The following is a 25,456-nucleotide window of genomic DNA, read 5'->3' as shown; positions in this document are numbered from 1 at the left end:
GCTCATAAAGAAAACTACAAAAAAGTTATTCAGCCGAACTGCCTTTGCGGGAGTTCTTTACATCCTGAATATCAATTCTGATGTCCTGAGCGAGTTTCTTAAGGTCGCTAAGGCCTTTTCTTAATCTTGTTCCGGCAGCAGAGTTTCCTTTTTCATAGAACTTCTGAAAATCGCCTTCAAGATTTTTTAACGCATCGAGCAGTTTGTTGTATTGATCCATTCGTACCTCCTGATGTTTATTTATTTAGAATTTTCAAGAACTAATTCCGCGATATCTTTAACCTGAACCGTCTCGGTTTTATCATGAGCTTTCACTCCGTCAGTCATCATGGTCATACAGAACGGACAAGCAGTTCCGATGGTAGTAGCACCGGTTTCGAGAGCTTCCCTGGTTCTCTCTTCATTTATTCTGCCTCCCTCCACGTCTTCGAGGAACATTCTGCCGCCACCGGCACCACAACAAAATCCCTTAGAGCGGTTTCTCTCCATCTCAGTCAGTTCAACTGATGGTGCCGCGTCAAGCACTTCTCTCGGTTCTTCGTATATATCATTATACCTGCCAATGTAACAGGAATCGTGATATGTTACATTAAGCGGTTCCTCGGCTTCTTTCATTTCAATCTTGCCGGTTTCAATAAGCTCATGAATCAGTTCGCTGTGATGCTGCACTTCATAATTCCCGCCAAACTGGGGAAATTCATTCTTCAGTGAATTGTAACAATGCGGGCAGGCGGTAACAATTTTCTTAACGCCATAACCGTTTAGAACTTCAATATTCTCCTGCATCATGGTCTGAGCGAGATACTCATTCCCAAGCCGGCGGGCTGTATCACCGTTGCATTTTTCCTCGGAGCCAAGAATGCGGAAATCAATATTCCCTTTCTGCATGATACTGGCAAACGCTTTGGTAACTTTCTGATACCGGCTGTCAAATGAACCTGCACAGCCAACCCAGAAAAGCACTTCTCCGTTAGGATCTTCGGCCATTGTTTTTACATTCATTCCCTCAGACCAGGCAGCTCTGTCCGCCGGATTAAATGCCCAGGGTGAACCATTCGTTTCCAGCGATTTGAATACATTATTAAGCTCAGAGGGAAAATTGGATTCAGTAAGCACCAGATGACGCCGCATATCAACAATTGAGTCAACATGCTCAATCATAACCGGACACTCCTGAACACACGCCATACAGGTTGTGCACTGCCACAATTCCACATCACTGATGTAATCATGCACGAGAGTGCGTTCGTATATAACACTCTCTTTTACGCCGGCGGTCACGAGCATACCTTTATCTTCCGTTCTTCTCCGGATATCAACAATTATTTTTCGCGGTGAAAGCGACTTGCCTGTCGTGGCGGCGGGGCAGACCGATGTGCATCGTCCGCACTCTGTGCAGGAATAGCCATCCAGAATCTGTTTCCAGCTCAGTTTTTCAATATCATCAGCACCATAGGATTCAATCGTTTCATCCTCAAGGTTAATCGGCCTGAGCGCCCCTTTCTTTTCATCAAACTTTGAAAAATAGACATTGGGAATGGATGAAAGAACATGGAGGTGTTTGGAGTAAGGAAGAAAATTCACAAATCCAAGAACTACAAGGATATGAATCCACCAGCAGATTTCATATATATCATAAGATGCCTGGGAAAACGGGTCAAATAGTCTTGCAGCGAGAAAGGTACTGACCGGGCGGATTTCATATTCAGCAAAAACAAATCCGTTCTTGGCTACATGCGCCATATTCTGGCCGAACATACTCACAACTACCAGCATAATCATCGTGAGAATAAATGCCGCATCAAGCTGCCCGTGGCGTTCCGATTTCAGACGCGGTACTTTTTCGATGAACCTGCGGTAAAGAGAATACAATACAGAGCCTATAACGAGAACTCCGAAGACATCCTGAACAACGGTCACCACAGCATAAAGCGGACCAAGAATTTCCCAAGTAAAGGGGGAATAAAATCCCTGTATGACCGCCTCAAGCACTGCTGTAATAAACAGCATGAAACCCCAGAAGATAAGAAAGTGAAGAGTACCCGCAACCTTATCTCTGAGAAGTTTGGTTTGTCCGAATGCAATGACAAATACATTTTTGAGCCGGCGGCCAGGATTATCGAACCGGTCCTCTTTTGTGCCAAGGAGCATAAAAGAGATCAGTCGTCTGGTGCTATAGATAAAAAATCCTGCTGCCGCAAGAAAGACTATGATGAAAACGATATTCTTAATGCCAAACACGGAGCTGGTCTCTTTTACTTTTTAACAGTTTTATATATACCATAGGTCAGCGCCATCTTGACAACCGACCAGAGACTGAAGATGCCTGCGCCAACAAACAGTGCCTGATTCAGATCACTTACGTAAAAGATATTAAGGAACGCAACACCACTAAGCAGAATTACCGCATTGCCGGCGAGGATGGAAAGAACAGATGCAACAGTGCTTTTATAGTTTTCAATAATGAGTCCGGTGATATATGCTGCAACAGGGAAAGCGAGAAGATAACCTCCGGTAGGACCGATCAGTCTGGCAAAACCAACCGTGGCATCCGCTGACATAGCAAAAACCGGAAGACCGGTTAATCCCAGCGCAAGATACATGATCTGGCTGAGGGCGCCTTTCTTTGCACCAAGGAGTGCACCGGCCAAGACCACAACGACACTCTGCAAGGTGAAAGGAACCGGCTTTACCGGAATGCTTATCTGTGCGGCAGCCGCAGTCAGAACTGCAAAAAGGGTGATCCGGAATACATTACCGGCAGCATCGGATGATGTTAAAAGTGACTTTAATTTTACTACTGTTGCGCTCATAAGAAAACTCCGTTTACTTAATTATTATCTGGATATAAGAAAACCATTAAATCGGTTACAAATATGCTCTTAACAGGGTGAAAAGTCAAGAAAACAGCCCATAAAGTTTGATTTATGCCGTTTTTTCGAATAAATCCCCCCAATTTATCACTTATCCCGTGGAATTTATGCGCCGGAAAGGTATTTTTTATCCGGAAGGGAAAATTCTAAACTGCTTTATTCACTCTCATCTACGGTTCTGAATACTGTTTTCTATGATTTTGGCTGGCTATGGTTCCTTTTTTGATTATTTTCCAGAGAATAATTAAGAATTTTAGAGTGCTAATTTTGACTGGCAGATGGTCTCTGACAGGAGAAAAATATGGCAAAGTGTTGGATTTTACCGATAAGAGGTTATGCCCTTTTTACTGATTATTCCCTCAATTGATATAAAGTACGGAACCACTGTCCGGGTTGTTCAGGGCATTCCTGAACTCAACTGTTCCGAGTATGGAAACGACCCTGTGGAAATGGCCAGAATCTGGAGAGCTGAAAACGCAAAAATGCTTCACGTGGTTGATTTTGACGGTTTTTCGGCACATTCTGACCGTAACTACGCCATAATCAAAGAAATCTGTTCTTCGGTAATAATTCCTGTTGAATTTGCTGGAGGTATCCGGAATCTGGTGGATGCAGATAATATCTTCTCTTTTGGGGTTTCCAGAGCAGTAATTTCAACGGTGGTATTTGAAGACTGGGATGAATTCTGCCGTATCCTTGATAAGTACGGTCCCAAAAAGATCGTGGTTGCTCTCGACGTCGTAGATAATGAACTGGTTATAAAAGGAAGAAAAGTTAAAACAGGTATTCACCCTCTTGAACTGGCTTACAAACTCAAAACTACGGGAATCGAGAGATTGATTGTAACCGATGTTAAGAGAAACGGTATGCTTTCAGGGCCCAATATTGAACTTTCTCGAAAGGTTGCCGAAACAACCGGCCTGAAAGTAACCCACTCTGGCGGTATTCGGAATAAAGATGAGCTGATGGATCTGCAATCCCTTATTCCTGTCGGTGTAGATTCAGTCATTGTCGGGAGGGCTTTATATGAGAACAGGTTCCCCTGCCAAAAACTCTGGCGTGTTGCAGAAAAGGAAATTTTTAGCTGAGGCAAATCATGAAACAAAAAGAAACCATTAAGCGTGCTGAAAGTTCATTCTGGTCCAACGTTTTCAAGCAACAGCCTCAAGCCTCAGACCTTCATAAAATTCTCCGTCTTGTTCCCCCTTTTACTGATTTCAAAAAGGGGCAGATGGAGGAATTAATCAAGATAATCCACAACCGGCAGTATCAGTCTGGTGAATACATTTTTATGCAGGGTGATCCGGGCATTGCGCTATATATTATCAGGGAGGGCAGCGTGGATATCGAGTACCTTTCTGACAATGGCGAAAAAGTGGTTATTGCTTCTTTCGGGCAGGGTGATTTTTTCGGGGAACTGGCAATGATTGACGGAGACACCCGCTCGGCATCAGCCAGAACAAAAGCCGAAACAAAGCTTTCCATTATTTTTAAGCCCGATCTGGATGAGTTTATACATAAGTATCCTAAAACAGGCGTAAAAATATTGAGTGGAATTTCAAAGATTATTGTCTTACGTTTGAGGAACCTTAATCAGGAATATGTTTCTCTGATTGATGAGTATAACGCATTAAAGGAGAATCAGCATGAAAATAGATAAAATACTCGTTCCGGTTGATTTTTCAGATTACTCGATTGCAGCGCTGAAATATTCAACTGAGTTTGCCCTTGTATTCGGAGCAGAATTGGTAGTCGCCTACGTCCTTGAACCGATGATGTATCCGCCTGATCTCACCGTGGGTCAGATACCACTTCCCCCCTATGAAGCAGAAGTTTCAGATAAAGCAAAAACAGAACTTGAAAAACTGGTTGAACCGTATCAGAATAACGTCAGGATAACAACGATTGTGCGTGCGGGGAAACCATTCTTAGAAATAGTGGATCTTGCCAAAGAAACTGATGCAGACCTTATCATTATTTCTTCACATGGAAGAACCGGTATGGAGCATCTGCTGTTTGGCGGGACAAGTGAAAAGGTAATCAGAAAGGCACCATGTCCTGTTCTGACACTGAGGAATCCGGAAAAAGGATTTAACTTTAAAGAAGTTAAGCAGGGTTAATTTTTTCTCTGTACCACGAAGTCAACTAAAGAAATAAGCGATTCTTTAGCCGGAGTATCCTGAAAAATTTTCAGGCAGTCTTTTGCTTTTCCTGCAAAAATTTCCGCCTGAGCTTCGGCATATTCTATCCCTTTTTGTTCATGCACAAAATCAATTACCTGACGGACAGAATCTTTTTTCCCCTCTTTTTTGATGAGTTTCCTTATGTCCGAGGCCTGGCTCTTGGATACGGAACGTAAAGCATATATAAGAGGAAGAGTGATTTTCTTTTCTTTGATATCACCGCCGATGGGCTTTCCGAATACCTTTGAGGTACCCTCATAATCAAGAATATCATCCCGGATCTGAAATGATATGCCAAGATACTCCCCGAATTTCTTCATGGAAATCCTCTCTTCGGGACTGGCCCCGGCACTCATCGCTCCTATTTCACAGCAGGTTTCAAGAAGGGAGGCGGTTTTATCTGAGATTACTTTATAATATGTCTCTTCATCAATATCAAGTTTTCTTGTTTTCTGAATCTGAAGCAGTTCCCCTTCTGACATTCTGCGCACGGTATCCGTCATTACTTCAAGAAAATCAAAATCCTTATTCTCAACAGAGATCATCAGTCCTTTTGAGAGCAGATAATCACCCATTAGAACTGCAACTTTATTCTTCCAGACTGCATTAATGGAGGGAAAACCTCGCCTCTGATCAGCGTTATCCACCACATCATCATGAACCAGAGTAGCAGTGTGAAGCAGTTCAACCAAAATCGCTCCGCGATAGCTTCTTTCATTAACTTCAGACTGAGTTTTTGCGGCAAGCATTACCAGAAGCGGACGGATCTTCTTTCCCTTCTGCTTCAGAACATAACGGGCAATCAGGTCAACAAGAGGAGTTTTGCTCCTCATAGATTTTTTAAACAGATCCTGAAAGGCATCCAGTTCTGCAGTAATGGGTCTGCTGATTTCTGAAAGATTTAATGATTTCAAGATCTTTTCACTGACATTTTTGAGACAATAATACTGATTTCATAAAGAATAAATAAAGGTACCGCCAGCATAATCTGTCCGACCGGATCTGTTCCGGGAGAAAGAAATGCTGCAATGATCATAATTGCAACCAAAGAGTGACGCCGGAATTTTTTCATGAATTCGGGTGTCAGAATACCAATACGGGAAAGAATAAAAGAGAGAACCGGCAGTTCAAATATGAGCCCTGCTCCCAAAAGTACGCTGAAAAAAATTGACATATAACTGTCAATCGCGAAATCATTTCTGATGGAATCAGAACCAAAGTTTACCGCAAAATCAAGCGTAAGAGGAAGCATCAGGGAGTAGGCAAAAAAGACTCCTGAAAGAAAGCAGAGTGTTGAAGCCGTCACGACAAGTGTTACATATTTCTTCTCATTGCTTCGCAGTGCAGGAGAAATAAACTGCCATAACTGATAAAACACATTAGGTATGCTTACAATCAATCCGCCGATGAACCATACCTGGAAATAAAGGAATACCTGCCCGAATGGCTCAAGATTCTGCAGCACAATTCCTGCTCTGGCAGCGGGGTACAGCAGAAAATTTTCAACGATATAACTGTCGAAGGTGATCACCACAACCGCACCTGCCACCGTGCCGTATAATATATATATAATACGTTTACGGAGCTCTTCAAGGTGCTCCATAAAGGTCATCTCTGCATCGGCAGAGTTATCCTCCTCATCCTGAAACGGCTGATCTAAAGGCGCCACGTTAATCTAAATAGTCAGCGTATAGCGGAAATGATTTGCAGAATTCTGCTACCGCGGATTTTATTGCAGAAAGTTTTGTGCTGTCAGCATGACCTTCAACGGCATCATTAATAAATCCTGCAATTGCATCCATATCAGCCTCGTTCATACCGCGTGTGGTAACTGCGGGTGTTCCGATCCGGATTCCGCTGGTTACAAATGGTGAACGGGAGTCAAATGGTACCATATTCTTATTTACGGTAATTCCGGCCTCACCGAGTGCAATTTCGGCCTGTTTTCCGGTAATGTTTTTATTTGAGAGATCAATCAGCATCAGGTGATTATCAGTACCGCCTGAAACAACGGAATATCCCATTCCGGATAATGCCGAAGCCAGTCTTCGTGAATTGGCTACAACCCTTTTTGTATATACTCCGAACGAATCCTGCAGCACTTCACCAAATGCAACTGCTTTAGCCATGATAATATGCATGAGAGGACCTCCCTGAATACCCGGCATGACTGCAGAATCAAGAAGTTCGGACATCATTTTCAGTCTGTCCCCTTTTGGTGTTTTAATACCGAAGGGATTCTCAAAATCTTTACCCATCAGAATAACACCGCCGCGGGGTCCGCGTAGTGTTTTATGCGTGGTGGAAGTTACAAAATGACAATGCGGTAATGGAGTGTTAAGCAACCCCTTGGCGATTAAACCTGCAGGGTGAGCCATATCGCACAATAAAAATGCACCGACTGAGTCAGCAATCTCGCGGAGACGTTTATAATCCCAGTCACGTGAGTAAGCACTTCCTCCGGCAATAATCAGTTTCGGTTTTCCCTCATGAGCAAGCTGTTCAATCTGTTGATAATCAAGGAGTCCGGTTTCCTTTTGAAGTGTATAACCAGTTGGTTTGTAAAGCTGTCCTGAAAAATTAACCGGTGAACCGTGAGTGAGATGACCGCCATGTGCAAGACTCAGGCCAAGGAAACTATCCCCCGGCTTAAGAATGGTCATAAACACAGCCATGTTTGCCTGTGAACCGCTGTGGGGCTGGACGTTTACATATTCTGCATTATAGATACTCTTGAGGCGGTTGCGTGCTATATCCTCCGCAATATCAACGAACTCACATCCTCCGTAATAACGCTTTCCGGGGTAACCCTCAGCATATTTATTCGTAAGGATGGAACCGGCTGCCTCCAGAACAGCCGGACTTACAAAGTTCTCGGAAGCAATCAGTTCGAGATTCGTCTGAAGACGACCCGTCTCCAGTTTCAGAACCTCAAATATTTCAGAATCATTTTTCAGATGTCTGGTCATAATATATATTCCTGTTTAAGGTACAGTAATGCTTCTGCCTATCCAGCCGTAGCAGCTTCCGGTAATTTCAACTCTCTGACCGGATTTGAGTTTTCTGAAGAAGTAATCTTCCTTCTGGGGTACTGAAGACTGCAGCGCAGAAATTCTTTCTCTTGCCTGAGTAGTCGTCGGATCCATATTAAATGCTCTTCTGTAAGTTTCAACTGCAAGCTGATAGACGCATTTATCCATGAATTCAAATCCGCAGTTTCTTGCTGCAGTTTCATAAAGGAGTCCTTCATAGAAAATCGGCAGTCCCCAGTTATTTCCGATTTCTGAAGCTTTCTGGAACTGTACTCTTGCAGCGGAAAGCTGACCTTTGTCTTTTAACGCAATGCCAAGATTGAGGTAATGCTCACGGGTAGTAGGTTCAAGTTCAATCAGTTTTTTATATGCATCAATTGCAGCATCAAGCCGGTCGAGTTTGTAATAGAGTGATGAAAGCTGATTCCAGTAATTGATGGTTGCCGGTGATTTCTTAACCATGGTTTCTAATGCGGCAACCGCTAATTCCTGTTTTCCGGCCTTAAGGCAGAGTGATGTATATTTCCAACCCTTGGTAAGGTTTTCAGGATCCTGATCCCATGCCTTTTTCGCAAGTTCGATAAGTTCATCAATACTCTCAACCAATCCTTCAAGTTCAGTATTCCACTGAGGATTATTCGGCTCTTTTTCACTCAGGAATGTAAAGAAATCAATAGCCTGTTCTTTCTTTTCTGGATTCTCTTTTGCAATTGCCTTATAAAGCTGTCCGAGTCTGTTGTAGTAATACATTGCAACGGTTGAATCAAGAGCAATCGCCTTTTCATACTCAACTGCAGATTCAACAGCAGGCCAGTTCAGCCAAACCTCAGCAATAAACGCTTTCTTAAGCTGAAAGTACGACTGGCGCTCCGGATAATTTTCGAGTGCAAGATTATATAGATAGAGCGTTGTATCCTCAACTGCCTTTTTCTTCACCTCATCAAAGTTTGATGAATCACGGAAGAACCAGACGATATCTTCCATTTTAAAGTAAATCCACTTTGCAAACCTTTTAGGATCAGTTCTCAGTACTTCCCACCCGTAAGGATAAGCACTTTCATAATCGCGGTTTTTGTGGTATTCTGAGAATAAACTGTATTTAGTAATCAGTTGTATACTGTCATTGGCTGTTGCCGCATTAAGCATGCCTGCTGCCTGAACAGGGGCAGCAAATGCTAAAAATAAGAATGTAATGATTGCGAATACTTTTTTCATAGTAGTCATCTTTCCTGTTGTAAAAACCAAATCTCACCAAGACTCATACCCGCGTGGAGTCTGAAAATATTTTCCTTAACCAGCCCGTTGTCTGTTGTGCCTCTGCGAATATACTGCAGACTCAGATCGAAATAACTTTCCGGTGAGAGACTGAATGAAACGCCGGCCGATGCACCAATTTCAGTAATTGACTGCCCGTTGATAACCAGAGGTGTTTTTTCATAGAAAATACTTCCGCGGTATATCTCGCTGTCAAAATTTCTGTCCCGGTCCTTAACCCGGTATTCAAATCCGCTTCCGATACGCATCATATCCTGCATATTCGGATCCTTCATCCCGTTTACCTCATAGGATGACCAGGACTGGGTAATCATATCAAGGTGTACCCGCATAAACCTGTTCAACTGCAGTGAAGCACCAAATGACAGCTTGAGCGGAATCTGAGCGGAGCCGGCTCCGTAGCTCAGTGTATCAATCACGATATTGTTGCCCCCCGCAAAAAGCGAATCACTGGTAAATTTGTTAAAGTAACTCATAGCAAAACCAACTCGAATTCCTGGTATTACTTCTTCTACACCAAGAATCCCGGAAAGTTCCGGAGAGATAACCCCCGCATCAAACCCGACTCCCTTCATTCTGTATGATTTAGAAAAATCAGTCTTTAACGATGCACCATCAGTAAAGCTGACGGTATTGAGATAAGACATTTTTCCGAAGTAATAATTGAGCGCGGCTCCGATGCGGAAATCACCTGCGGGTTTCCATGAGCTTCCAATATACAGTTTTGCCAGTCCCCCTTCTCCTTTTGCTTCCTGTATATAATCCGAACCTATCCGGCTGTCTTGTCCTCTGACTTTCATATCATAATTCACTGATGAATATGGCAATAATCCAAGCGATACTCCTATTCCGTTTTTACCGCTTACGGGAAAAGCGAAAGAGAAACCGCTGAAGTACCCCTGAGCAGCATAGCTGCTTAAGGATGCATCTTCTGAAGAATTACCTATCAAAACCGTGCCAAACTGAAAGCGGGTGGAGGTGAGTGCACTCCATGAAGCAGGATTAGATGTTGCAACATAATCATGCACCAGATCAGATGTGCCAAATCCGCCCAAACCGGCACTTCTTATACTTTGAGAGCCTTCTATTGAGCCTAAACCAAACCGGGAATACAATGAATAATTCTGTGAAAAAACAGATGCGGTAGTCAGAATAATGGACAGGAATGTATAATTTATAAGATTTTTCATCATCACTCCGCAACCGAATAATAAATTTGTAATCTTGGCCGCAGTGCCGGGTCTGGATGCGTTGTTGAATAAAGTACAAATCGCTCGACACCATCAGTAATGGAGCCGGGAGTTAATGCAATACCCTGATTATTTTCCTGAAACAGCATTCTGGTAATAATTGAAGTAACTTCCCCGGTAAACGTCGCCCCTGACCGGATTAGCTGAGAGGACGTGATATTTTCATAAGTGTTCGCAAGACTGTCTGACATAAAATATGCATACAGTACATTTTCGAAATTATTGCCGGTCTTTGTATTAACCGTGTCCACATGAAGTGTGAGAACAGCTTTGTTAATAATTGCTGCTGCCGGCAATTTGCTCAGATCAAAATGGAGTTTGGAAAAATCGGTAAATCCGCTTCTTACAAGGAGACGGTCTCCTGGCAGTGTCAGAGCCCCCCCCTCAATCAGGTGTATATCTTCCAGCAGGAAGTAAATCACCGTATCAACATAAGCCCCTGACTTTTCAAGGATAAGTTCAATCGAGGGAATAATCATTTCATCAGTGGAAAATGATCGAAATCCGGCAATCCTGTCTGCACCGGGAGCGCCGGTGATCAAAATGCCGTTATTAACGAATCCTGTTGTATCAGAAACTGAATACAGCCACTCTTTTACCAGCGGAGTCTTAAGATTAAATGTATATACAGAATCGGATGAGAACTGGGACCCTGATTCTATGAGATTTACGCGGGGAGCTATCAGGTCAGGTATATTGTCATTATTCAGACTGCCAGATGACCAGTTGTTATATACTTTATAAACTTCAAGCGGGACATGTACCGATGTATCACCATAAAAGTAGAACGGGGTTAAACGAACCTTTGCTGATCGGATGATGAGACTGTCCTTGCGGAGATCTTCTTTATAGGGGAAGATGGAAAAATCGAACCGGATCAGTGAACTTGCGGTAATACCATCTGCCCTTCCCGCGAGGAAGTATGATGCGCTGTTAAGAGAAACTACCCTTCTGAAATTAGCTGAACTTTTAGTGACAGAATCGGTCTCGGAGTCGTAACTTTTAATAGTAATTTTATCGGGGATTAATCCTGAACCTACTGAAGCAGGGTCATCACCGCAGCCCGAAACTATGAGCAATGCGGAAAGAAAAAGCAGAGTCCTAAAACCCCTTTTCATTACTGTCCTTGGAAATAAAATCACAAACCTCCGAAAAATTATAAGCTACAAAATTGGGGAAAAGGTGATGGTTTTGCAACCCAGAAAATGATTCTGGCTCAGAAAAATCACTGTGTGAAAAAAGAATTGAAGTAATACCGGCATTATAACCTGCCTCCGCATCGGTTAATTTATCTCCTATGACATAAGAAGCAGCGGGATTAATCTGGTAGTCTTTGATGCCTTTGATAATCATGCCCGGAGCCGGTTTTCTGCAGCCACAATCCTGTTTATCGCCGTATTCCGGATGATGCGGACAATGGTAAAAATGACTAATTCGTACCCCTTGCTCCTCGAGAAGAGTTCTCACCCTGAAATTGACTGCCTCCAGATCCTCCGGAGTCAGATAGCCGCGGGCGATTCCGGACTGGTTAGATATGACCAACAGGAGGAAGCCGTACTTTTCCTGAAGGAATTTTAACCCCTCTGCACACCCGGGAACCAGTTCTACCATTCCCGGATCGTTAATATAGCCATAGTCAATATTTATCGTGCCGTCGCGGTCAAGGAAGAGGGCACGGTTCATTTACCGCTGAGAATCGTTTTATAGAGATCAACATAACGCTTAGCTGAGGCCTGCCAGCTAAAGTCAACTTTCATTCCGTTTTTAATAATCTTATTCCAGACCTTTTTATTTTCATAGACAGAAAGAGCACGGTCAAGTTCTTTCATGAGCTCTTTTGCATTATAATTCTCAAATACAAAACCGGTACCCTCTTCGGTTGTTTCATCAAAACGGACAACTGTATCAGCCAGTCCCCCGGTCTTTCTTACAACCGGTACTGTCCCATATACGAGGGAGTACATCTGATTCAGTCCGCAGGGTTCAAATTTCGACGGCATCAGATACATATCTGCTCCCGCCTCAATGAGGTGGGCCAGTTCATCGTTGAAACCGATATAACAGGCGAATTTATCAGCATATTTATCACTCAGATTTTCAAAGGCGGTCTGGTATTTCTTTTCACCAGTACCCAGGAGCACGACCTGAACATTCTTTTTCATGATTTCAGGGAAGGCTTCAAGAACAAGATCTATCCCTTTGAAATCATACAGGCGTGAAATTATTCCGATAACAGGGACTGTGGGATCAAACTTCAGAGAAAATCTTTCAACAAGTTCCCTCTTGTTTTCCATCTTCCCTTCCAGTTCCTTTGCGGAGTAGTGGTGCGAAAGAAATGGATCTTTTTCAGGATTCCAGACCGAGTAATCAATACCGTTTATGAGACCAAAAATATCAGATTTCCGTTTTTCAAGGAGCGGAAGGAGTGACCCGGAAATTTCCTTTACTGAGGATATCTCCTGAGCATAACTCTCTGATACCGTGTTGATGTAATGGGCAAACATCAGACCGCTTTTCATAAAACTGAATTTACCATCCTGTAAGACTCCGTCATTTGAATTAAGTTCGTCCGGGAGCCCGGTCTTCTTAAAAGTACTTTTTGGGAAAATACCCTGATAAGAAAGATTATGGATAGTAAACAGGATATTGAACGTTTGAAACTGCGGTTCATTAGCATAAATAGTCTTAAAATATGCCGGAATAAGCCCGCACTGCCAGTCGTTAATATGGATGATATCAGGAACCCAGCCAAGTTTGAGAATAAGCTCAAAAACTGCCCTGTTGAGAAGGATGAACCGCTCATCGTTATCAGGGTAATCATCACCAGTAATCGGATCAGTATAAAGGCTCTTTCTGTTTCCAAAATACTCATTATTTTCAAGGAAGTAAATCTGAACCCGTACTCTCGGAGAAGGCAAAAAGGAGGATTTTATGGAAAAAGTCACCTCTTTATCACCAATAGGTATTGTCAGATCTTTCAGACGGACAACGTCATGAATCTTAAACTTCCGGCTGTCAATAGCACCATATTTTGGAACCATAATCCGGACTTCATGACCCAGTTCATGGAGAACCTGAGGGAGAGAATTTGATACATCTGCCAAGCCGCCAGTCTTAACAAATGGGAACAATTCCGATGTCACGAAAAGAATTTTAAGCTTTTTTGGGACGGCCATTGTAATCCAATATTGTAATCCTGCAAAAATAACAAAATTTCGCCAATTTTTAAAGAAAACCCCTTGATTTTGTCTATTTCGTTTTTATTTTGAAGGTTTGCCTTAAATCCATTCGGGACATTCCTCATCATCCCCATTCTCAAGTAACGGCTTTAAGCCCTCGTTAATCAATCCTTGTATCCGGCTTTTTATACCTCCCTGAGTAAGGAATTACCTGAAAAAGTGGGCGGAAATGATTAAATTTTGAATATATGAAAAAAGAAATTCAACACGCATCGATTGCTATAGGGCTAAGCATTCTTTTTAGTCTTACAGGTTGTACCGCAGTACCTACCGGGGACAGATATTCTCAGGATGACAGGGATCAGAACACCATTCAGGAGGCTGAGAAAACCCGTGATCAGCAGAATGTTGTAAAGCCTTCTCTGATGAGTATTAACTATGAAGAAGTCTTTTCAGGTTACGGCGAAACATTTGTAAAAATCCCGGAAAAAGTTCAATCTGTAACGAAAACGGGACTGTACTGGTATCGCTTTTCCGGCGACCCCATTGAGGAGAGCAGTATCTCTGAAACAGACGGATTTACTCTGCAGGTATTTTTATCCGAATCTGAGCAGGCTGCTGATTCTGTTGCAACACTGCTTTTTGAAAAAACAGGGATAAACGAAATCTCTGTGGAACTTACGGGTGAAAATTATCAGGTATTCTATGGCGGTTATCCTGACTTTTCAACCGCTGCTGAAGCTGTTATTAAGCTTAACGAAAAAGATTTTAAGAACTGTCTTCCCGTCCCCGGAAAGATACGCATCAGGAAAAAATATTGAGCACGGTGCTTTTCCGGGATATTTCAGTTATTTACGGAACCTATCCCGCGGGGACTGAGTATATACGCGGCCGGGACCTCAACCATCTCCCTTCACTTACCGGCCATGCAATCCTCTCAGAGGACGGAATAATCACCGGCCTGTTGGCTGAAAATGATATTGTACCTGATCCGGAATGGGAAATTGTATCACTCAATGGAAAATCGGTAATCCCCGGGCTGGCGGAGTGTCATACTCATTCTGTTTTCGCTGGTGACAGGTCTGATGAGTTTCTTATGAAACTTCGGGGTGCGACTTATGAAGAAATTGCTTCGCGGGGCGGAGGTATAATTTCCACTATGAAACTGGTCCGTAATTCTTCGGAGGAAGAATTACTTGCTTTGCTTCTTCCCCGAATTCAGACGTTCATTGAACAGGGGGTAACAACTCTGGAAATAAAAAGCGGATATGGATTAAGCACAGCCGACGAGCTAAAAATGCTCAGAACAATAAAACGTGCCTCGAAACTGCTTCCTATTGATATTGTACCGACATTTCTGGGCGCTCATACCATACCACCGGAGTTTCAGAATAAACGGAATATATATACGGACCTGGTTTGTAATGAGATGATTCCTGCTGTTGCTGAGGAGGATCTTGCCTGTTTTTGTGACGGATTCCTGGAAAGATCAGCATTTCAGCCGGAAGAAATTGAGAGGATATTTGAAACTGCTCGCCAAAAAGGTTTATCTCTCCGCCTGCATACTGATCAGTTTCATTCTATCGGCGGATTGGAGCTTGGTCTGAGAATGGGATGCAGAAGCGTTGATCATCTTGAAGTTATCTCTGAAGAACAGTCAAAACTCTTTAAGGACTCCCCCACTGCCGCAGTGCTGCTTCCCGGTGTCTCCTATTTTCTGAATTACAATTATGCACCGGCCCAAAGCCTTATCGATGCTGATGCAATTGTGGCACTTGCAACGGATTATAATCCCGGCTCATCGCATATTGACAATATATATCTGATTATGAGCCTTGCGGCGGTCAGAATGAAAATGACCGTTAATGAAATCATCAATGCATATACCATAAATGCCTCGTATGCCTGCGGTCGTGAAAGCACAACAGGGTCACTCTCACCGGGCAAAAAAGCAGATTTCGCGGTAATTGACTATGAGAATCTGAATCAGATTGTTTATCAGACCGGTAAAAACCCCGTTCTGATGACTGTTAAAAAAGGTGAAATTATCCATCAAAAAACCTGAACTCTATGAAAATCATTGAATGTGTCCCCAATCTCAGCGAAGGCAGAGATAAGGAAAAGTTAGAAAAAATAAAAAACCGTATATCCTCTGTTTCCGGAGTAAATCTTCTGAGTTTTGAACCGGATGCAGACTACAACAGAGTGGTAATCACATTTGCCGGTGAGCCGGAAGCAGTCCTCAATGGTGCCCTCGAAACCGTAAGAGCCGGTGCTGAACACATTGATATGAGAACACATAAAGGAGAACATCCCCGGCTCGGAGCAGCGGATGTTGTCCCTTTTATTCCGGTTAAAAATGCGACCATAGAGGAATGTGCAGCTTTGGCTGAGCGCTTTGGCGAACAGATTTCCAGGGAACTTAATCTGCCGGTATATCTTTACGAAGGTGCTGCAAGAACACCACAGCGGAAAAATCTTTCAGATATACGCAAGGGTGAATATGAAGGACTGGAAGCCAAACTGAAAGACCCTGAATGGAAACCTGATTTTGGCGAGGCAGTATTTAACCCAAAACTGGGTGCAACAGTAACAGGCACGAGGTTCTTTCTAATCGCTTATAATGTAAATCTGAAAACCACGGATCTGAGTGTATCAAAAGATATATCTGAAATCATCCGTGAGTCCGGCAGAGTAAAGCGGGATGAAAACGGAAATCCAGTTAAAGTGGACGGCAAAACGGTCAAAGAACCAGGAAGATTCAAGGCTGTAAAAGCAATGGGAGTAACCCTTGAAAAGTACGGCATTACTCAGGTCTCAATCAATCTGACCAATTACACTCTATCAAATATGCATCAGGTGTTTGAGGAAGTGAAAAAAGAAGCAGCATTACGCGGTGTTGAAACCATGGGTTCCGAAATTGTCGGATTAGTGCCTTTGGCTGCACTGCTTGAATCAGGAAGGTATTTTGCCGGTAATCAGCAACTTTCCGATTCAGAATTAGCAACAATAGCAGTTGAAAAACTCGGTCTGAGCGCACTTGCCCCATTTAAACCAGAAGAAAAAATTATTGAATATATGGTGGAGAAATAAATGAAAAATCATACAATTGCATATCTTGAAGCACTCTCAGCGGGTACCCCGACACCAGGCGGCGGAAATGCCAGTGCCGTTGCCGGAGCAGTCTCCTCTTCACTCGGAATGATGGTGATCAATCTAACGATTGGAAAACCCAAATATGCTGAATTTGAAAACGACCTCCGCGGCGCGCTTGAAAAACTTGGTGAGATAAGAGAAAGATTTCTTGCCCTCTCCGAAGCAGATAATGCAGCATTTGACGAAGTGATGCTTGCTTTTAAGCTCCCTAAATCCACTCCGGAAGAAACTGCTGTGCGCAAAGCAGCAGTTCAGAAAGCAACCATTAAAGCCGCTGAGGTTCCTGCTGAGGTTGTTAAAACTGCCGCACTCGCGGTTCCCGTTCTTTCCATGCTGATAGAAAAAGGAAACCGGAATTCTTTGAGTGACACTGGCGTTGCGCTGCAATATCTGGAACCATGTATCAGCGGTGCTTTATATAATGTTATGATTAACTGCTCGTCCGTGAAAGATTCCGAGGAAGCCGCGGCACTCCTGCAAGACACTAAAAAGATTGCTGAAGAAACACTTTCTCAGCTTAAACTCTCACATCAAAGGATAGTTGAATCGCTATGAAAAATCTCCTGATTGTTTTTTTGTTGCTTGCAGCTTCTCTGCCTGCTCAGGTAAAAACGGGACTTGATGTTCTGGTTGAAAATAATTTCAAAGAGCTGAGCGGAAAAAAGGTCGGACTGATAACAAATGCAACCGGAGTCAGTTACAATCTTGTTCAGAATATTGACCTGATGCATAATCAGCCATCATTTACCCTCGCGGCCCTTTACGGTCCTGAACACGGTGTAAGAGGTGATTATTCAGCCGGTGATCATGTAGATACCTATACGGATGAAAAAACCGGGCTCACCGTCTATTCTCTCTATGGAAAAACAAGAAAACCAACACCAGAAATGCTTGCCGGTATTGATGTGCTGGTTTTTGATATACAGGATATCGGTTCAAGATCCTATACGTATATCAGTACCATGGGACTTGCAATGGAAGCCGCGGCGGAACAGGGCATTGAATTTATTGTGCTTGACAGACCAAACCCGCTTGGCGGTGAAAAGATTGAAGGAAGCCTGGTTGAACCCGGTTTTGTTTCATTTGTTTCACAATTCCCGATACCTTATGTACACGGTCTTACGGTTGGTGAACTCGCAATGCTTCTTAATGGTGAAAAGATGCTCAAAGAAGGCAGACAGTGCAAGCTTTCCGTAATTAAAATGAAGGGGTGGAAAAGAAGTATGGATTTTAATGAAACAGGGCTGCGCTGGGTGCCGACTTCACCACACATTCCCACGGAGCATCACGCGAAGTATTATACAGCGACCGGAATTCTTGGCGAACTCGGTATTGTCTCAGAAGGCGTCGGATATACTCTCCCCTTCCAGTTAATGGGTTATGAAGGGATAAAAGCTGATAAAATTGCAGAAGACCTTACTCTGATGTATGAAGGTAAGGTTATTTTCCGTCCTATGTATTACAAACCATATTATGGAAAATATACCGGAAAAAAGCTGAATGGCGTTCAGATACACTTCGTGGATTACCGCTCTGTTAATCTGATGAGCATACAATTCAACTTTCTGACCGTTCTGAAAAAATATCATCCTGAAATTGATGTTTTCTCACTCGCGGATAAATCAAGAATCACCATGCTTAACAAGGTTCTTGGCTCAGATAAAATTGCTGAAATCTTCAAAAAGAATTATAATTATGGTGAAGTAAAAAGTTATTTCTCCTCTCAGGAAAAATCATTCCGTGAAACTGCTCAGAAATACTTTCTTTATAATTAGTTTTTTACTGATACCGCTTTCAGCACAGAAAGTGGGAATACTCCCTTTTGAAAATCTTTCGGGTTTTGAAGAGGTCTGGGATATCCGCAAGGATATCCCGGTTCATTTTGGTGCCATGCTCGCGAAAGAGGAGAAAAATGAAATTGTACCATTTGATGAACTTGATGCACTCCTGCAGAGCAATACAAAAAAGAAAATCAATCAGTATGACACGGAAGATTGGAAAGCTCTGCTCCCGGGCTGCGATGTTATAGTTATAGGATATATAGATCAGTTTGACCTTAAACGGTATAATGTAGCAGAACCAACTCTGGCAGGTTATGAGTATTATTCGTTTACCGTTAAAATGAGGGTAATCTTTGCGGATCTTAATCTGGGCAGGGTTTCAGAACAGACTGAGGTTGAAACAGAACTTTCAAGAAATGTGGTAGGCCTTAATCTTTTTGGAAGAACGAGCAGCGATAGAAAGGATTTTTTTGGTCTGAGCCAGATAGATTTTGGCTCTGAAAAGTTTATGCGTTCCATCGTTGGTGAAGGAATGGCGGATGCTTTTAATCAGTTTTATAAACATTACAAAAGAGAAATTAAACTATCCTACAGTGAAAGCGATGATGAATCTGAATCAGTTCCCACGCTGACCGGCACACTGCTTACCTATGACGCATCCACAGGCGATGCTTTTGTGAATATCATTACAAAGGGCCTAAAACCGGGAGAGCGTCTTTTTGTTTACGAAGAAACTGATTCACTTTACGATCAGAATACAGGTGAACTTATTGGAATAGCCGAAAAACGAATCGGTGAGTTAAGAATTCTTGAAATAAGAAACAGCAAACTTCTTTATGCCGCAGTTCAGGGAGATAAAACCGTACTCCGGCCGGGACTTATCATAAAATATTTCAGAAAACCTTGAAAAAAATACTCTTCCTTGTATTGCCGGCAATTTTAGCTCTGGCATTGTATAACTATGTTCCGCAGTTATTCTCAGCGGGAGGTGAAAAACAAAAACCCTCAGAAACAAACTCACTGTATCTGCCGGCTGAAAGAACTGGTGATGATATCTATCATTATACAGGGTTTTCCCTCTCCTACAATGATAACCATGAACAGGCTGACTGGGTAGCTTATGAACTTACTGATGCTGAACTGGTAAAGAAGGTAAAAAGAAGTGATAGATTCATTCCTGACCCGAATATTGAATCCCGTTCTGCGCAAAATGACGATTACCGCAAATCAGGCTACAGCAGAGGGCATCTTGCACCTGCAGCAGATATGGCCTGGTCTCCTGAGGCAATGGAGGAATCGTTTTATTTCAGTAATATCTCTCCTCAGACACAGGAGTTTAATAACGGTATATGGAGAAAGCTTGAGGAGGATATACGAAGATGGGCAAAGAAGTATAAGTCAGTTCATATCGTCACAGGTCCCGTATTTACTGAAGGTATGAAGCGTATTGGCAAAAGCCGGGTCTCGGTTCCGGAATATTTCTTTAAATCGGTGCTGGTTTACTGGGACGGCAGTTACCGGTCTTTAGCATTCATTATTCCGCAGAATACTACCGCAAAAAAATATACAGACCATGCCGTAAGTATAGACGAGATTGAAAGTAAAACCGGACTCGATTTATTCTATCAGCTCCCCGATTCACTGGAGTCAGTTCTTGAGTCAAAAGTCAACAAGAATTTCGGAAGATAATCAGCTAATCAGATTCCGCGTTAAAGATAAAATCCAGAACAGCCCATCGTGGTATCAGATTAATTTCCTCCGGGTGGTAAAGGAATTCTTCAGACGAAATATATGGTGTGACCGTTCCGTGCGTAATTTCACCATCATCATTTCTGTCGTAAAGAAGCATCAGGTTATATTTCCCCGGCAGTACTCTCTTAAAATCAAACGTCCCGTTTTCCTCAACCGGTGTAATGTATCTCAGCTTTTTGCGCTCAGTGCTCTCCAGAATAAGTTTTGGATTGTTCTGTAGGCGCACTCCCTGAGTAGTCCCGCTCAGCCCAGTAAAGTCAAGTTCAGAAAGAGTTTTAAACTTATATACATAAATTGAATCAGAAAAATTGCCCGCTGCATCCTTCAAAAACTTCAGATTGAAGGAAATAAGATAATCCGTCCCTGCCTTGAGGGAAGTTTTCGGAAGCACACGGAACGATGCATCGTCAATCCTTTGAATTTCAGATGGTATCACATTCTTTAAGGTATCCTGAAGTACGAGATTGCCTTCCAGTTCTTTAAGTGATATACCATCATCCAGTGAGAAGGTAAATTCTGCACCAAGATAATCAACATTTTTTGAATTGTACGCCGGATCCACGCTGGTGAAAGAAGGTTTAATCGTGTCCGGTCTGTCGGAGACGGTCAGACTTACAGCATCTGATTCAGTACGGTTTCGATCAGCATCCTCAAGCCCCTCAGCTATCACAAAGTTATTTCCCGTCAAACTAACCGAATCGCGGATTGCCAGAAAAAGCTCTTTATTTTTGCTTCGTCCCTTAAAGATGTAGTAAGGGAGAATTATATTTTGATCAGCAGAATCTATAATTCTGAACTGCGAAGTTGATAAACCGGCAGCATCAAGTTCTTCGGAAAAACTCAGAAGTACGTGATTTCTGTCAAGCATGCTGGCAGACAGCAGTTTTGGCGAAGTTCTGTCTTCCGTAAAAAGTATCATATTAAGTCCGGTGTATCCGGTATCTTTATCTGAAAGAACAGGTTCTGTATGGGGCACGCCTATTTTATCTTTTTCAGGATCATATATTTTATCTTTAATATCTTCATTCACCGCGAATATCCGGTATCTTCCCGAAGCAAGACCGGTGAAAAGGAATTCCCCTTTAGTGCCGGCCTGTGATATATAATCCGGTTTTGCTAAGGCCGGATTCAGCGTATCATCAGCATTACGATAGGCAAAGAGAAGAGTTCCGGAGGGTTTATCAGCATATATTCTGCCCCCTGCAGTAAAATTATCAATCTTATCACCGGTCGAAAACGCAAATATGAAAGACTGAGCCATTCTGTTGCGGTTATTATAATCTATCACATCGGTACCGATACTTATAGTATAGGTAATACTGTCAATCAGTTTTTCAGGGAAATAAACACGGACACTTTTACCGCTCCAGTCAAGTTCCAGTTCTCCCTGCATTCCGGGTGAGATAAAGATTGCATCCTTGAGGGAACGTTTGTCAACATACTCGGAGAAGGTCAGTTCAAAAAAATCGCCAGAAAAACCGATAGTGCCATTCTCCGGATATACTTCAATAATCTCCGGAGGAACTGTGTCAACAGGGCCACCGCCCGGAGGGAGCTGATTTGCGCATCCGGCAAGGAAAACTGAAATCAGGAGAAGAGTGAAATATGAGTAAAATTTCATTTCTGCCTTGCCTTAATCCACAGATGGTATTTTTTTGCTTCTTTACGATGTTCGGCATAGGTCCTGGTGAAAACATGCCTGCCAGATTCTGGGTCCACAACAAAATAAAGATATCCGTGATTTTCAGGGAAGAACGCCGCCTCTAACGCAGCTCTGCCAGGGTTATTAATCGGCCCCGGGGGAAGTCCGGCATTGAGATAGGTATTGTAAGGAGATTTAATTCGCAGTTCTTTTCCTGTAATGCGGGTAGTTCCGGGCGGTGCAATAAATTGTATGGTTGGATCTGCCTGCAGAGGCATTCTGATCCGGAGCCGGTTATGATATACTCCGGAGATTCTTTTCATTTCCGGTTTATAATTGGTTTCTCCCTCAATGATTGATGCCAGAACAGTTAAATCCTGAATGGTGCGCCCCATCTGTTCAGCGCTTCTCTTCATTTCATCGGTAATTGCATTCTGCCAGTTAGTATTGAGCGAGTCAATTATCTCTTCAATAGAGCTGTTCCTGTAAAAATAGTATGAACCCGGCAAAAGAAACCCGCGCATACTTTCAAATTTTCCGGTTCTCTGCTTTGCGTCAGCAGGATTATTCATAGCCGAAAGAAGAGCATCCTTATCAGCGATCTTTTCTCCGTCAAGTACTGAAGCAATCCCGTTATTGGATATACCGTCATAAAGATCAACCCGTGTGATATGATCCCCTTTTCCGGATGCTAAAAAGGAGGACAACCCCATATAACTCATTGGTTCAGTAATGGTGTAACGTGCTGATACTATATTTGTTGTATTCCCGCTGATGAGCAGTGCAAGTTTCATTAAGGATGGGGTGGGTACCAGGCCTGCATCATCAAGCACTCGGACAACCTGATCTGCAGTCTGCCCCGGTTTAATTTCAATTTTAACGGGGAGTTCTTTTGCAGGAGTATTCGATCCGAAAAACAGATATACCAGAAGCAAAAAGATTACTGCAAATACAACTCCGATTACCCGCCAGTCCTTTTCAGGGAGCAGTTTTTTCTTTTCGCGGGAAAGTTTAGGAACCGGCACATCATATATCTCTCCTTTTTCCGCTTCCTCGCGCTGTACTGCCCGGGACTGATCAAGAATTCTTTCGTATATCCGCCAGAGTGCATCGAGTCTGAGCGGTTCTTTCAGGTAGTTACTGATCTTCTTATTGATGTCTTTTTCCCTCTCAGGTGAGTAGGTCGGCTGATTAAGTGATCTTTTAATTCTGCCAATCAGAATACTGCGTATGGTCCGTTTTCTCAGAAGTTCAACAAGCTCCTTATCAATATCATCAACTTCATTTCTCAGGGCATCCAGAATTTTCTCCCGGTCTTCAGGAGGCATTTCACCAAAACTATTTTTCCCTGCCAATCTAACTCCTTTTTACTAAAGGAGCATCAGCAAATACTGATTTGAATGAAGGGAATGGTTCCTGAATGCCATAATCCGGTATGCCGGATTCAATCAGTGCTTTTGCACGGGCAGCAATCATTGCGCCGTTATCGGTACAGAATTCGAAAGCTGGAACCACTAATGGCACCTGGTATTTTGCCGAGAGATCTGCAAGGCGGTCTCTCAGACGGCCATTTGCTGCAACTCCTCCGGCAACTGATATTGACCGGTAACTTCCTTGTCTGAGAGCAAGTTCTGTTTTTGCAATTAAGGCGCCAACTGCGGATTCCTGAAAACCATAGGCTATTTCCGATTGTTCTTCAGGAGCAATAACTCCGTCAGGAAAGTTCTTCTGTATATATCGCAAAACACTTGTTTTAAGACCGCTGTAGGAAAAATTATAATCGCCTTTTACATCAGCAATAGGGAAAGAGATATTTTTTCTGACAGCTTTTTCCGCTGACTTCTGAATAGCAGGTCCCCCCGGATATCCAAGATTCATTAGTTTGGCAACTTTATCAAATGCCTCTCCTGCTGCATCATCCGCCGTAGTTCCTAATATCTGGTACGATGTATGACTCCTCACATTAAGGAGCAATGTATGACCGCCTGAAACCACAAGAATCAGTGCCGGAAATTCCGGCGCCGGATTCATGAGAAAACCGGAATAGATGTGCCCTTCAATATGATTTACCGGAATAAATGGCTTACCCAGACTAAGCGCAAGCCCCTGTGCAAAAGTGTAACCAACAATCAGCGAGCCAATGAGCCCGGGACCGGCAGTTGCTGCAACAACATGCACATCTTTAAGTTCAATTCCTGCTTTGCTGAGTGAAGTTCTTACCAAAGGTGCAATTTTAAGAAGATGTGCCCGGCTCGAAAGTTCCGGTATAACACCGCCGTAGGTGGCATGCATCTGCTGTGTATATATCAGATTAGCTGTTACCCTGCCGTCAGCAATCACCGCTGCTGATGTTTCATCGCAGGAAGTTTCAATTCCAAGAATGACCATTAATTCAGGGAGAAGATATTTTTGAAAATGTGGCCTGCAACCTGCGGATTCTCCTTCAAGCGTCTGATAGAATATTTATACCAGTCCTTGCCGAACGGGACATAAATCCGGACCTTAAAGCCCTGAGTATTAAGCTGATCACGCAGGTCTTCTTTTACTCCCAGGAGCATCTGGAACTCATAGCGGGAGGAATCAATATTCATTTCTTTTATAATTTTCTTTGAGCCTTCAATCAGAATGTTATCATGGGTGGCAATTCCGACATACGCACCAGCATCAAACATTTTTCTGAGAGAAAGGAGGTAATTATCCTGTACTTCTTTTCTCTCTTTAAAGGCTATCTCTGCCGGCTCTATATAAATACCTTTGCAAAGACGGTAGTTCAGAGCAATGTCTTTATTTTCTTCAATATCTGATACGGTTCTCCTTAAATACGACTGCAAAACCACACCTACATTATCAAATTCACCCCTGAGAATTCTGTGCAGGCGAAGGATATCATCAGTAGTTGTTGCATCTTCCATATCAAGGCGGACGAATGTGCCATACTCTTTTGCTTTTGCGCACAACTCACGAACCTGGCTGACGCAAAAATCAAAATCTATCTGCAGAGCCATCTGGGTAGGTTTAATGGAAAGATTTGACATCAGCTTTTCATTATGAATGGCATCCAGAACTTCCAGGCATTGCCGGTGGGCGATTATCGCCTCTTCTTTTGTAGTAATAGCTTCGCCAAGAACATCAATGGTTGTATAAATTCCTTTGGTGTTCAGGTCTCTGGTCAGCCGGACCGCATCGCTCAGGAGGTCTCCGGCAATATAGCGGTTTGAAAAAAATCTAACTACCGGTTTAGGCATCAGTTTAACTGCTGATACAATTAGATTATTAAATAAGCTCACAATAACTCCAAATTAGCTTTTCAAAATTATTACTGCCGGGCCGATT

General features: G+C 42.9%; 25 protein-coding genes. 10 read left to right on the top strand and 15 right to left on the bottom strand.

Going from position 1 to position 25,456, the window contains the following annotated elements; translation table 11 throughout:
• Window positions 1–25: 25 nt before the first annotated feature.
• The 3 genes from HRU80_08560 to HRU80_08550 form a co-directional block, all read right to left on the bottom strand.
• Window positions 26–220 carry a histone H1 gene (locus tag HRU80_08560; protein QOJ28928.1) on the bottom strand — a complete coding sequence of 65 codons (195 nt, stop codon included), beginning with the start codon at window positions 218–220 and terminating at the stop codon, window positions 26–28.
• Window positions 221–240: 20 nt separating this feature from the next.
• Window positions 241–2,151, bottom strand: coding sequence for a (Fe-S)-binding protein (locus tag HRU80_08555; GenBank protein QOJ30498.1), 1,911 nt, complete (start codon window positions 2,149–2,151; stop codon window positions 241–243).
• A gap of 104 nt (window positions 2,152–2,255) precedes the next feature.
• A complete protein-coding gene (locus HRU80_08550; GenBank protein QOJ28927.1) occupies window positions 2,256–2,813 on the bottom strand; it encodes a biotin transporter BioY in 558 nt (185 codons plus the stop codon).
• A gap of 395 nt (window positions 2,814–3,208) precedes the next feature.
• On the opposite strand from HRU80_08550, the gene HRU80_08545 reads away from it, so the two are divergent.
• The 3 genes from HRU80_08545 to HRU80_08535 are packed head-to-tail and all read left to right on the top strand — an operon-like array spanning window position 3,209 to window position 4,993.
• Window positions 3,209–3,961 (top strand): 1-(5-phosphoribosyl)-5-[(5-phosphoribosylamino)methylideneamino] imidazole-4-carboxamide isomerase, encoded by a 753-nt coding sequence (locus HRU80_08545; GenBank protein ID QOJ28926.1) that lies wholly within the window; start codon window positions 3,209–3,211, stop codon window positions 3,959–3,961.
• An 8-nt stretch (window positions 3,962–3,969) separates the two neighbouring features.
• Entirely contained in the window at window positions 3,970–4,533 is a 564-nt protein-coding gene (locus HRU80_08540) for a cyclic nucleotide-binding domain-containing protein (GenBank protein ID QOJ28925.1), read from the top strand.
• Window positions 4,514–4,993: a universal stress protein gene (locus tag HRU80_08535; protein QOJ30497.1), complete on the top strand. Its 480-nt coding sequence runs from the start codon at window positions 4,514–4,516 to the stop codon at window positions 4,991–4,993. Before HRU80_08540 ends, HRU80_08535 begins: the two co-directional genes overlap by 20 nt.
• Here the strand turns inward: HRU80_08535 and HRU80_08530 are convergent.
• The 8 genes from HRU80_08530 to glgA all read right to left on the bottom strand — a co-directional run bounded on the left by HRU80_08530 (window position 4,990) and on the right by glgA (window position 13,789).
• Window positions 4,990–5,889 (bottom strand): polyprenyl synthetase family protein, encoded by a 900-nt coding sequence (locus HRU80_08530; GenBank protein ID QOJ30496.1) that lies wholly within the window; start codon window positions 5,887–5,889, stop codon window positions 4,990–4,992. The two genes, HRU80_08535 and HRU80_08530, sit on opposite strands and share 4 nt — an antisense overlap.
• Window positions 5,890–5,966: 77 nt before the next feature.
• On the bottom strand, window positions 5,967–6,668 hold the full coding sequence (tatC, locus tag HRU80_08525; protein QOJ30495.1) for a twin-arginine translocase subunit TatC: 702 nt from the start codon (window positions 6,666–6,668) through the stop codon (window positions 5,967–5,969).
• A gap of 58 nt (window positions 6,669–6,726) precedes the next feature.
• Window positions 6,727–8,025, bottom strand: coding sequence for a serine hydroxymethyltransferase (locus HRU80_08520; protein ID QOJ28924.1), 1,299 nt, complete (start codon window positions 8,023–8,025; stop codon window positions 6,727–6,729).
• 15 nt (window positions 8,026–8,040) lie between these two features.
• Window positions 8,041–9,303 carry a tetratricopeptide repeat protein gene (locus tag HRU80_08515; GenBank protein ID QOJ28923.1) on the bottom strand — a complete coding sequence of 421 codons (1,263 nt, stop codon included), beginning with the start codon at window positions 9,301–9,303 and terminating at the stop codon, window positions 8,041–8,043.
• A 5-nt stretch (window positions 9,304–9,308) separates the two neighbouring features.
• A complete protein-coding gene (locus HRU80_08510; protein ID QOJ28922.1) occupies window positions 9,309–10,556 on the bottom strand; it encodes a hypothetical protein in 1,248 nt (415 codons plus the stop codon).
• Window positions 10,556–11,731: a hypothetical protein gene (locus tag HRU80_08505; protein ID QOJ28921.1), complete on the bottom strand. Its 1,176-nt coding sequence runs from the start codon at window positions 11,729–11,731 to the stop codon at window positions 10,556–10,558. Before HRU80_08505 ends, HRU80_08510 begins: the two co-directional genes overlap by 1 nt.
• A complete protein-coding gene (locus tag HRU80_08500) occupies window positions 11,715–12,296 on the bottom strand; it encodes an HAD family hydrolase (protein ID QOJ28920.1) in 582 nt (193 codons plus the stop codon). Before HRU80_08500 ends, HRU80_08505 begins: the two co-directional genes overlap by 17 nt.
• A complete protein-coding gene (glgA, locus tag HRU80_08495; GenBank protein ID QOJ28919.1) occupies window positions 12,293–13,789 on the bottom strand; it encodes a glycogen synthase GlgA in 1,497 nt (498 codons plus the stop codon). The genes HRU80_08500 and glgA overlap by 4 nt, the downstream gene beginning before the upstream one ends.
• Before the next feature lie 251 nt (window positions 13,790–14,040).
• On the opposite strand from glgA, the gene HRU80_08490 reads away from it, so the two are divergent.
• The 7 genes from HRU80_08490 to HRU80_08460 are packed head-to-tail and all read left to right on the top strand — an operon-like array spanning window position 14,041 to window position 20,418.
• Entirely contained in the window at window positions 14,041–14,613 is a 573-nt protein-coding gene (locus HRU80_08490) for a hypothetical protein (GenBank protein QOJ28918.1), read from the top strand.
• Window positions 14,610–15,857, top strand: coding sequence for an imidazolonepropionase (locus HRU80_08485; protein ID QOJ28917.1), 1,248 nt, complete (start codon window positions 14,610–14,612; stop codon window positions 15,855–15,857). Before HRU80_08490 ends, HRU80_08485 begins: the two co-directional genes overlap by 4 nt.
• Before the next feature lie 5 nt (window positions 15,858–15,862).
• Window positions 15,863–16,885, top strand: coding sequence for a glutamate formimidoyltransferase (gene ftcD / locus HRU80_08480; GenBank protein QOJ28916.1), 1,023 nt, complete (start codon window positions 15,863–15,865; stop codon window positions 16,883–16,885).
• A complete protein-coding gene (locus HRU80_08475; protein QOJ28915.1) occupies window positions 16,886–17,503 on the top strand; it encodes a cyclodeaminase/cyclohydrolase family protein in 618 nt (205 codons plus the stop codon). It abuts the gene before it with no gap.
• A complete protein-coding gene (locus tag HRU80_08470; protein ID QOJ28914.1) occupies window positions 17,500–18,723 on the top strand; it encodes a DUF1343 domain-containing protein in 1,224 nt (407 codons plus the stop codon). The genes HRU80_08475 and HRU80_08470 overlap by 4 nt, the downstream gene beginning before the upstream one ends.
• Window positions 18,689–19,636: a hypothetical protein gene (locus HRU80_08465; protein QOJ28913.1), complete on the top strand. Its 948-nt coding sequence runs from the start codon at window positions 18,689–18,691 to the stop codon at window positions 19,634–19,636. The genes HRU80_08470 and HRU80_08465 overlap by 35 nt, the downstream gene beginning before the upstream one ends.
• On the top strand, window positions 19,633–20,418 hold the full coding sequence (locus HRU80_08460; GenBank protein QOJ28912.1) for a DNA/RNA non-specific endonuclease: 786 nt from the start codon (window positions 19,633–19,635) through the stop codon (window positions 20,416–20,418). The genes HRU80_08465 and HRU80_08460 overlap by 4 nt, the downstream gene beginning before the upstream one ends.
• A 4-nt stretch (window positions 20,419–20,422) precedes the next feature.
• On the opposite strand, the gene HRU80_08455 is transcribed toward HRU80_08460, so the two are convergent.
• Genes HRU80_08455 through HRU80_08440 form a run of 4 tightly spaced genes read right to left on the bottom strand, consistent with a single transcriptional unit; the run spans window position 20,423 to window position 25,368 of the window.
• Window positions 20,423–22,102 carry an Ig-like domain-containing protein gene (locus HRU80_08455; protein ID QOJ28911.1) on the bottom strand — a complete coding sequence of 560 codons (1,680 nt, stop codon included), beginning with the start codon at window positions 22,100–22,102 and terminating at the stop codon, window positions 20,423–20,425.
• Window positions 22,099–23,478: an endolytic transglycosylase MltG gene (mltG, locus tag HRU80_08450; protein ID QOJ28910.1), complete on the bottom strand. Its 1,380-nt coding sequence runs from the start codon at window positions 23,476–23,478 to the stop codon at window positions 22,099–22,101. Before mltG ends, HRU80_08455 begins: the two co-directional genes overlap by 4 nt.
• Window position 23,479: 1 nt before the next feature.
• A complete protein-coding gene (gene tsaD, locus HRU80_08445; protein QOJ28909.1) occupies window positions 23,480–24,511 on the bottom strand; it encodes a tRNA (adenosine(37)-N6)-threonylcarbamoyltransferase complex transferase subunit TsaD in 1,032 nt (343 codons plus the stop codon).
• Window positions 24,511–25,368 carry a proline dehydrogenase family protein gene (locus tag HRU80_08440; GenBank protein ID QOJ28908.1) on the bottom strand — a complete coding sequence of 286 codons (858 nt, stop codon included), beginning with the start codon at window positions 25,366–25,368 and terminating at the stop codon, window positions 24,511–24,513. Before HRU80_08440 ends, tsaD begins: the two co-directional genes overlap by 1 nt.
• Between the last annotated feature and the right edge of the window lie 88 nt (window positions 25,369–25,456).

This window comes from Ignavibacteriales bacterium, assembly GCA_015709675.1.
Taxonomy (GTDB): Bacteria; Bacteroidota; Ignavibacteria; order Ignavibacteriales; family Ignavibacteriaceae; genus H2-BAC3.
Note: the sequence above shows the minus strand (reverse complement) of the source record. Positions and strands in the feature narration are given on the sequence as shown.